This is a genomic window from Arthrobacter sp. 05L421, from assembly GCF_056397785.1.
The window spans coordinates 1-312 of the sequence record NZ_JBFTOC010000084.1; the positions used below are offsets into that span (position 1 = coordinate 1).

Annotated in this window: 1 protein-coding gene; it reads left to right on the plus strand. The window is 60.3% G+C overall.

From position 1 onward, the window contains the following. Positions 1 to 312 (plus strand): TetR/AcrR family transcriptional regulator (locus AC1DKQ_RS22510; RefSeq protein ID WP_476920292.1); only part of this gene is annotated, 312 nt, incomplete at both ends.

Sequence of the window (312 nt, forward strand, 5' to 3'; positions counted from 1 at the left end):
GCCAGGGCCGGCATCGGCGAGGCAACGCTCTTCCGTTACGTGGTCAACAAAAAGAACCTCTTCCTCCTCATCTACGAGGAGTTCTTCAACGACGTGCTGCAAGCCTGCCTGGACGAGGACGCCAAAGACACCACCGAGAACGGCACGGCCGAATACTACATCGGCAGGATCACAACGATGTACACGTCGCTGGCCGGGCTCTACAAGCGTGACCCCGACAGCGGCTACGTGTACGTGCGTGACTCATTCAGCCCCGAAGACTTCGGCCAACGGGGTTTGGAACAGGGCGACCGCTGGCACGACCTGGTCGAA